Annotated in this window: 7 protein-coding genes and 1 pseudogene; 6 read left to right on the top strand and 2 right to left on the bottom strand. The window is 52.0% G+C overall.

Annotated elements, in window-relative coordinates:
• Positions 1 to 237, bottom strand: a 237-nt coding sequence (locus LZ11_RS11855) for a helix-turn-helix domain-containing protein (RefSeq protein ID WP_148867274.1), incomplete at its 3' end; no start/stop codon positions are given.
• A gap of 497 nt (positions 238 to 734) precedes the next feature.
• Between LZ11_RS11855 and LZ11_RS11850 the strand changes: the two genes are divergently transcribed.
• The 3 genes and pseudogenes from LZ11_RS11850 to LZ11_RS11840 form a co-directional block, all read left to right on the top strand.
• On the top strand, positions 735 to 860 hold the full coding sequence (locus LZ11_RS11850) for an RCKP-type rubredoxin-like domain-containing protein (protein ID WP_148868076.1): 126 nt from the start codon (positions 735 to 737) through the stop codon (positions 858 to 860).
• 6 nt (positions 861 to 866) lie between these two features.
• Positions 867 to 1,280, top strand: a complete 414-nt coding sequence (locus LZ11_RS11845; protein WP_148868075.1) for a Fur family transcriptional regulator — start codon at positions 867 to 869, stop codon at positions 1,278 to 1,280.
• 232 nt (positions 1,281 to 1,512) lie between these two features.
• Positions 1,513 to 5,800: pseudogene (locus tag LZ11_RS11840) on the top strand (LAGLIDADG family homing endonuclease); the annotation flags it as partial.
• 264 nt (positions 5,801 to 6,064) lie between these two features.
• Here the strand turns inward: LZ11_RS11840 and LZ11_RS11835 are convergent.
• A complete protein-coding gene (locus LZ11_RS11835; RefSeq protein WP_148868073.1) occupies positions 6,065 to 6,367 on the bottom strand; it encodes a TMEM165/GDT1 family protein in 303 nt (100 codons plus the stop codon).
• A gap of 297 nt (positions 6,368 to 6,664) precedes the next feature.
• Between LZ11_RS11835 and LZ11_RS11830 the strand changes: the two genes are divergently transcribed.
• From LZ11_RS11830 to LZ11_RS12415, 3 genes are all read left to right on the top strand, one after another.
• Entirely contained in the window at positions 6,665 to 6,952 is a 288-nt protein-coding gene (locus tag LZ11_RS11830; protein ID WP_148868072.1) for a DUF503 domain-containing protein, read from the top strand.
• A gap of 80 nt (positions 6,953 to 7,032) precedes the next feature.
• Positions 7,033 to 8,481 (top strand): IMP dehydrogenase, encoded by a 1,449-nt coding sequence (guaB, locus tag LZ11_RS11825; protein ID WP_148868071.1) that lies wholly within the window; start codon positions 7,033 to 7,035, stop codon positions 8,479 to 8,481.
• A gap of 45 nt (positions 8,482 to 8,526) precedes the next feature.
• The gene (locus tag LZ11_RS12415) at positions 8,527 to 8,676 is read left to right on the top strand and encodes a hypothetical protein (RefSeq protein ID WP_170240234.1); all 150 of its coding nucleotides are present in this window, start codon (positions 8,527 to 8,529) and stop codon (positions 8,674 to 8,676) included.
• Positions 8,677 to 8,835: the final 159 nt, after the last annotated feature.

Below are 8,835 nucleotides of genomic sequence, written 5' to 3'. Positions count from 1 at the left end.
CACCACCTGACCGGTTTCCGGGAAGTAAGTGCTGTATGTAGTTAGATCTGTGCGAAGTTGAGTCGTTGTACCACGCTTGATTTCGCGGTAAATAGTACTGCGATGACGGCCGAGTTTTTTAGCGATTTGAGTTGGTGAGAAACCTTCTTTGAGCAGGGCACAAATTTTACCTCTTTCGTAGGGTGTAAGGTGTTTAAAAGTGGGTGGTGATGTGGTATACTCTTTAGTAAGAACCATAGCTGAAACCCTCCATATGTGTTAGTTTTTTGTCAACCAACATCATATCGGGTTTCATGCTATGGTTCAACTTTTTTTACTGTCGCATTTAATTTTACAATTAACCAACAAAAAAAAAGAAACGGCTTTTCAGTATTCCATATACGCCGAACTAAAGAGCAGGTCGTCCAGGTATTCCTGCATCTTACGGACCGTGTCTTCCCGGTCTATTATTTTTTTATCGTCAGAAGTCATACCGGCAACCCCCTAATGTATAATTGTATACATGTATATTAATTTATATTATACACGTCTACGGGAGATTCAGTCAATACCAAAAATTGAACGGTTGTAGATCTTGCAGGGCCGCAGGTTGAGCATAAGCTGCCCAAACGGGGAGAAGATAATTATATAGGGTGGGGAGAAATAATTGTTGACTTTTATCGACTACTGGTATATATTTAGGCTGAACTTAAATAAGAATTGTTACTAAAGTACATCAGTGGGAGGTGAAAGGTGTGGCTGTCTGGAAATGCACCGCCTGTGGCTTTGAGAAGGAAGGTCGGTGCAAGCCGAAGAAGTGCCCCCAGTGCGAAGCCAAGGACACTTTTGTTAAGGTTGAGAACCCCAAGGAGGAAAAATAAAACAACATGGAAGAGAGAGAAAAGAAAGGGTTTGTGCGAAATACCAAACAGAGAGCCCTTATCCTGGAGGTTCTGCGCAGTACCAGGACTCACCCCACTGCCGATTGGATCTATGAAAAGGTAAAAAAGAAAATTCCGAACATAAGCCTGGGAACCGTATACAGGAACCTCTCCACCTTGAAGGAAATGGGCGAAATAATGGAGCTGAATTACGGCAGCAAAAACAGCAGGTACGACGGCAATCCTGAAAATCACTATCATTTTGTGTGCCTTGAGTGTGGACAAACTTTTGATGTGGAAGACCTGCCTGTAAACCGGGAGATCGATAAGGAAGTGGCTGCTCGAAACGGTTGGAAGGTCTTCTATCACCGGATGGAATTCTACGGCCTTTGCGGTGACTGCAGCAAAAAAGAAGATTGAGGTATCGCATAGCGGTCGAAGGCCGCTTTTTTATTTGTAATACAGCGGCGCACGGTATATAATGGAAATAGCATTAAACAAAACGCGGTTGGCTTCAAGAAGGAATTGCCTCCTCGCTGCTGAAAATAAAAAGTGATTAATGAAAAACGGTTTTTATTAAATTTGTTAAAATGACACCGGTAAGTCTATAATAGATTTGCTATAATAGTGCTTTTTAGGTGAGGTGAAAACGGTGAAAAAGAAGGAACTCCGGCTTACGGAAAACTCCAGAGTGGTGCTGGAAAAGCGATACCTTGCCAAAGACGAAGAAGGTAGAGTGGTGGAAACTCCGGAGGATATGATCGAGAGGGTAGCCCGCGCCGTGGCCAGGGCCGAGGAAAATTACGGCCAGGACCCGGAATTTTGGGCCGAGAAGTTCTACGATATGATGGCGGAGTTGAAGTTCATGCCCAACTCTCCCACTCTCATGAACGCGGGCAGGGAGCTGGGCCAGCTTTCAGCCTGCTTCGTGCTGCCGGTGGAAGATTCGATGGAAGGCATTTTCGACGCCATAAAAAACGCGGCTTTGATTCATAAGAGCGGTGGAGGTACGGGGATGGCCTTTTCCCGCCTAAGGCCCAAGGGGGCCACGGTAAGGTCCACCGGTGGGGAAGCTTCAGGTCCCGTTTCCTTCATGAAGGTCTTCAACGCCGCCACGGAAGCCGTAAAGCAAGGCGGCCGGCGCAGGGGAGCCAACATGGGCATTCTCAGGGTGGACCACCCCGATATCCTGGAATTCATCCGGTGCAAGGAAGACAACAATGAATTAACCAACTTTAACATCAGCGTCGCGATAACGGATAAATTCATGGAGGCCTTAAAGAACGACGGCACTTACGAGCTGGTGGACCCCAATACCGGAAAGGTCACCGGCAGGTTGAAGGCGAGGGAAGTCTTTGACCTCATCGTGGACATGGCCTGGAAAAACGGAGAACCGGGCATCGTGTTCATAGACCGCATCAACGCTAAAAACCCTACGCCTCACGTGGGCCAGATTGAAAGCACGAATCCATGCGTGACCGGTGACACACTGGTGGCTACCGAACGCGGCCTCGTTCCTGCGGCGAAACTAAATGTAGGCGACAGGATCGTTACTCCGCTGGGGCTCAAGCCCATTACCGCCGTATACAACAACGGTGTCCAGGATATCTTCGAGGTTGTGACGAAAGGCGGCTTTCGCCTTAAGGCTACGAAGGACCATAAGCTCCAGACTGTGGATGGGCGATGGGTGCCCGTAGAACAGCTAAAACCTGGCGACAGGGTGAGGTTACAGAGCGGCTTTGCCTTCCCTGAGAGTAGGTTACTGCCAGAAACGTTCGAAGTGATTAACCTCAGACAGCGGACCGGTTGGCTCCTGCCTCTGGAGTTCGATGATGAGTACGGATTCCTCCTCGGCATGTTAGTGGGCAACGGTTACTACAGCACTTCAAGTGCCCTGTATTTCGGCCAGGATGAGGCGGAATTGTTTCAGCGGACCAAAGATATTCTTGACGCGTGGCGGATTCAATACCGGATCAGAATGCGTGGAAAAACTACTGTTCTGGAGTTGCCGAAGGGTATCAGGCGGGTATGGAAGGCATTTGGAGCTGTTCCAGGCCGTTCCCGTTACCGGAGGGTGCCCAAAGCCATCTTTCAGGCACCAAAATCCGTTGTTGCCGCTTTCTTGTCCGCTTTCTTTTCTTGCTCTGGTTCAATTGATGGTGAAGGTGGTATAAGGGCCACTTCTGCCTCAAGAGAGCTTCTTCAGGAGATCCAGCTTTTACTGCAAGGTTTCGGGATAAGGTCAAAAATTCGGCGGCAGGCTCGAGAAAATGCTTCGGGTTTCGGCTCCTATTTCGAAATTTCCGGTCAGGAGCGTACCTATATTTTTGGGGAGTACTATGATATTCTCATTTCGCCCTCCCTCAGCAGCCGTTTCATGAGTGAGATAGGACTATGCTCGACGGCGAAAGTATTAACACTTTTCGAAAGGCGTGCCGGTAAACGCGGTAAAATTGATGGTGGTGAAATTCCAGCTGTATTTGAGGATGAGATAGAGTCTATAAAATTCATAGGCCGAGAAGAGGTTTTCGACGTTACTGAACCCGAGACGTTAACCTGGATCACCAACGGCTTCATCTCATTTGATTGCGGCGAGCAACCCCTCCTACCGTACGAATCCTGTTTCGCTGCCGATACCCGTATTATGACGGATAAAGGTTGGGAAACCGTGGAAGAAGCCTATATGAGGCAGAGCCGGGGTGAGCAGATCTCGGTCTACACCGACGGGCTCCTCACGAACGAAACCGGGCTCACCCTTCGGCCAGCCACCGTGATCCCCATTGGTAAAAAGGATATAGTGACCGTCGAACTTCATAACGGACAGCGCCTGCGGGTGACTCCGGATCATAAAGTACTGACCCAGCGCGGATGGGTCCCGGCCGGCGCGCTCACCGAAAACGACTACGTCTACCTGCCGGAGGGGGCGTTCCCCGAGAAAGAGACCGATTCACAAACAAAAAAGTTCTTCCGTATGATGGGCTGGATGGTCGGCGATGGCTTGCATACTGAGAAGTCGAGCGGGCTGATCTTCGGACCCGACGACAACGAGGCTGAGGCCGAGCTTTTGCCGGTGTTCCAGGAACTCTGCGTCCGGTTGATCAACCCCCTCTCGAACGGGAGGATTCCCGCCGGAAGTCGTGCCGCCAACGGTATGCTGACGGTGGGGTGTACCAACGCCGGGGTTCGTCAATTCCTGGTGGAGTGCGGATTTGAATTCGCCTTAGCCAGAGAAAAGCGGGTTCCGTATTCCGTTATGCTGGCCTGTAAAGAAGCTCAGGTTGAGTTCTTAAGGGGGCTGTTTGGAGCCGAAGGCACCGTTGATGCCAGGCGTGCCAAGGTTTCCCTCACAACGGCGTCGAGGGAACTAGCCGGTGATGTTCAGCTGCTACTTCTCGGTCTGGGCATCAAGTCCCGTGTCTGGACTTACCATCATAAGGACGGCCGTGAGTGGAGCTATGTCATCATCGCCAACGAGAGTCTAGGACGCTTTGCCGAACTTATAGGATTCCCCATGAACCCTGCCAAGCAAGCAAGGTTACTTAAATGGATAAAAAACAGGCAGAGAATATACCGAGATTCCCGCCGAAGCCGGGTCAAGTCGGTGACTCCTGCCGGCCGGGCGTACGTCTATGACGTTTCGGAGCCGGTAACCCATTCCCTCATAGCAGAGGGGATGATAGTCCACAATTGCAATCTGGGATCTATTAACCTGTTGAAGTTCGTCAAAGACGGAGAAATCGACTATGATCAGCTGAAACAGGCCGTGCACATGGCGGTCCGTTTCCTGGACGATGTCATCGACGTAAACAAATACCCGCTGCCGGAGATAGAGCAGATGACCAAGGCCAACCGCAAGATCGGCCTCGGGGTGATGGGCTTCGCCGATATGCTGATCAAGCTTGGCATCCCGTACGATTCCGAAGAGGCCGTGAAACTGGCGGAAGAGGTCATGGGCTTTATCCAGCGCGAGGCCCGGAAAGCTTCGGAGGATATGGCAAAAACCCGGGGCGCCTTCCCCAACTTCCCCGGGAGCGTATACGACGTCCCCGGAGGGCCGCCCCTCAGGAACGCAACCGTGACCACCATCGCTCCAACGGGCACCATCAGCATCATCGCCGGCTGTTCCAGCGGCATAGAGCCCGTCTTTGCCCTGGCCTTTGAGAGGAACGTCCTGGACAAACAGCGGCTCATCGAAATCTACCCGCTTTTTGAGGAGGAGATGAGAAGGCGGGGGCTTTACAGCCCGGAACTCATGGAAGAAGTTCTGGAAAAAGGTTCTCTAAAAGATATAGCGGGCATTCCTGAAGAGGTAAAACGGGTGTTTGTCACCGCCCACGATATATCGCCGGAGTGGCATGTGAGGATACAGGCCGCGTTTCAGAAATACACCGACAACGCTGTATCCAAGACCGTTAACTTCCCCCACAGCGCCACCCGCGAGGATGTGAAGAAGGTATATCTGCTCGCTTATGAGCTGGGCTGCAAGGGCGTGACCGTTTACAGGGACGGGAGCCGCGAGGAGCAGGTGCTGAAAAAGGGTGCCGGCCAAAGGGAAGAGTCAGATGCCGGAGCCTGTGGTTGTGAAACCTGCGGTTGTGAGGAATTACCGAAGGAGATCAAGCCCAGGCCAAGGCCCAGCGTAACTTACGGCAGCACCGAAAAGGTGAAGATAGGCTGCGGCAACCTGTATATAACCGTAAATTCCGACGAATACGGTATCTGCGAAGTATTTACGAACCTGGGCAGGGCCGGGGGATGTCCGTCCCAGTCGGAAGCCACCAGCCGCCTCATATCCCTGGCGCTGCGTTCCGGCATTGACGTGAAATCCATCGTGGAACAGCTCAAAGGCATCAGGTGTCATTCCACACTGCGGCAGATGGCAAATAACAAGGATATCAAGGTACTGTCCTGCCCCGACGCCATAGCCAGGGCCATAGAGCGGCACATCGGGGCCAATTCAGCCGAAGGCGGCAACGGCATAGAATTAATCAAAAAAATTTACAGCGCCGGAGATACCGCTATGACGGTAGACGGTAGCGACCCGGAGCGGAAACCCGAAAGAGGACAAAGGACCTACTGCCCGGAGTGCAATAGCGTGCTGGAGCACGAGAGCGGCTGTATCGTCTGCAGGTCCTGCGGTTACTCCAAATGCGGCTGAAGCGGTAAATAAAAAGAGTCCCGGAAATACAACCGGGGCTCTAGTTTCATCCCCTTCCCAATTGATGAAGCAGCTGGGGCAGCGCTTCCACCAGTAAAAATACCCCTATGCCGACGAACAGCACTCCCGCTGCGACTTTCATATAGGCAGCGGGTACGTACCGGGTGACCACGTGGCCGAACAGTGCCCCAATCAAAGTAACCAGAACCAGGGCGAGAGAAGCGCCTAAAAACACGGGCAGGGGCTTATTGTACTGGGTTACCAGGGTGAAAACGGTAAGCTGGGTCTTGTCGCCCAGTTCCGCGAGAAAAAGCAAACAAAAGGCCGTAAAAAAAAGCTTTAGATCCATAAAACATACCTCCCGATTTATGTTTTAATATGCCAAATAAAAAAGACCTTTATTCCGGTACGTAAAAACCGGAATAAAGGTCTCGTTCCCGTAAACGGCGAAAGCCCAGGCGGATACCGCCAGCATGTTGAGCTTCCGAAGGCCCCGAAAGCCCCGAACTACTCCCCTTTATTTTCCAAACAAAATTATATCAGAACCGGTCCCAAAATACAATATATCGATACAAAAAATGCGGTGATTTTCCACAGGTTGGGGATTAATATTGTGAATTATGTGGATAACTGCGGGTGATGTTATATGGTAGTAGGAGTTATGACGGTGGAGATTTTCCTGGGAGACGCATTCAGCCTTAAGGAAAAACGCCAGGTGGTGAAAAGCATCATCGAGAGGCTGAAAAGCCGCTTCAACGTATCGGTGGCGGAGGTGGAAAAGCAGGACGACAAACGTTGGGCGGTGATAGGCCTGGCCTGTGTTTCCAACAGCGGCGAGCACGTTAACCGGCAGCTGGATCATATCCTGGACTTTATGGAAAACGATGGAAGGTTTTCGGTCGAGGGTATTGACAGGGAAATACAGTATTTTTAACATCCCGAATGAACGGTTGACACCGGTGAAGAATTTTGATAAACTTTCACATAAAAAATAAGTGTACAGGGGGCGATTTCTTGGACAAGTTTGACAGGGAAGGATTGAGCTTCGACGATGTACTGGTACTTCCCGCCAGGTCGGCGGTCCTGCCCAAGGACGTGGACGTCAGCACCAGGCTTACCAATAAAATAAGGATTAACATTCCTATCGTGAGCGCCGCGATGGATACGGTTACCGAGGCCAGGCTGGCTATTGCTCTGGCCAGGGAGGGCGGCATAGGTATAATTCACAAGAACATGTCCATAGACCAACAGGCCCTTGAAGTGGACAAGGTGAAGAGGTCGGAGCACGGTGTAATAGTGGATCCCTTCTACCTCTCGCCGGAAAACACCATCGGAGAAGCTATGGAGCTCATGGCCCGATACCGCATTTCCGGCGTTCCCATTACCGTGAACGGGAAACTGGTGGGCATAATCACAAACAGGGACATTCGCTTCGAGGACGACATGAGCAAGAAAATCAAGGACGTCATGACTAAAGAGAATCTCGTCACGGCGCCTGTGGGCACTACTCTGGAAGAGGCAAAGCTGATTTTGAAAAAGCACAAGGTGGAAAAACTGCCGCTGGTGGACGAGAATTTTAATCTCAAGGGCCTCATAACGATAAAGGACATCGAGAAGGCTATAAAATATCCAAACGCCGCCAAAGACCAAAACGGCAGGTTGCTGGTGGGGGCGGCTGTGGGCGTGGGTAAGGATATGATGGACCGGGTCAGGGCTCTGGTGGAGGCGAAAGTGGACGTGGTAGTCGTAGATACCGCCCACGGCCATTCGGAGAACGTGATAAAGGCGGTCGGGGCCATAAAAGACAGATTCCCGGAACTCCAGGTCATCGCGGGGAATGTGGCCACGGCCGAAGCCACCCGCGACCTTATAAAAGCGGGGGCCAATGCTGTTAAGGTAGGAATGGGCCCGGGTTCCATATGCACCACCCGAGTGGTGGCCGGCATAGGCGTGCCGCAGGTGACTGCCATTTACGACTGCTCCCGGGAAGCCCGGGAGTACGGCGTGCCCATAATAGCCGACGGCGGCATAAAGTACTCCGGCGATATCGTCAAGGCCATTGCGGCGGGTGCCGATTCGGTAATGATCGGTGGGCTTTTCGCGGGCACCGAGGAAAGCCCGGGAGAAATTGAAATATACAAGGGACGGAGCTTCAAAGTGTACAGGGGAATGGGTTCTATCGGGGCCATGGAGGAGGGCAGTAAAGACCGCTACTTCCAGGAAGACGCGAAGAAGCTGGTGCCCGAAGGTGTAGAGGGGCGCGTGCCCTACCGCGGACCGCTGTCAGACATAGTCTATCAGCTGGTTGGGGGCCTCAGGGCCGGTATGGGCTACTGCGGCGCCAGGAACATCGAGGATCTGAAAAAGGCCCGGTTCATAAGGATTACCGCAGCCGGCCTCAGAGAAAGCCACCCCCACGATGTCTACATCACAAAAGAATCGCCCAATTATACTCAAATATGAAAAACCGGTTATCGCCGGTTTTTTTATTTTTTATGTGCGCCCGGCATGGGCGTTAACTCGGTGGTGAAAGTCCACTGCAGGCGAGGCAGCACTAGCCTGCTAGCCGAAGGCAAGGGTGTCCACTGCGAGGTGGAATCTGAAGGAAGTTGGAGGCAAAGCCACGGCCTGATGAACAAGAACCCCATAGGAGGCTAGACCGTTCGGATGAGCTGGCATAGCACAGCGAAATCCCAGGCTGCCAAGGGGCGGTAGAGTATATGGGGCGGGCGCGGGGCGAAGGTTAACGCTCTTACCCGGGGAGGCCTGCCGGTAACGCCAGGTAAAGCTGGTAACCCGTGCTGAAAGGCACAGCTG

This window comes from Thermosediminibacter litoriperuensis (assembly GCF_008124715.1).
Lineage (GTDB): Bacteria > Bacillota > Thermosediminibacteria > Thermosediminibacterales > Thermosediminibacteraceae > Thermosediminibacter > Thermosediminibacter litoriperuensis.
This window is presented reverse-complemented; position numbering and strand designations above follow the sequence as displayed.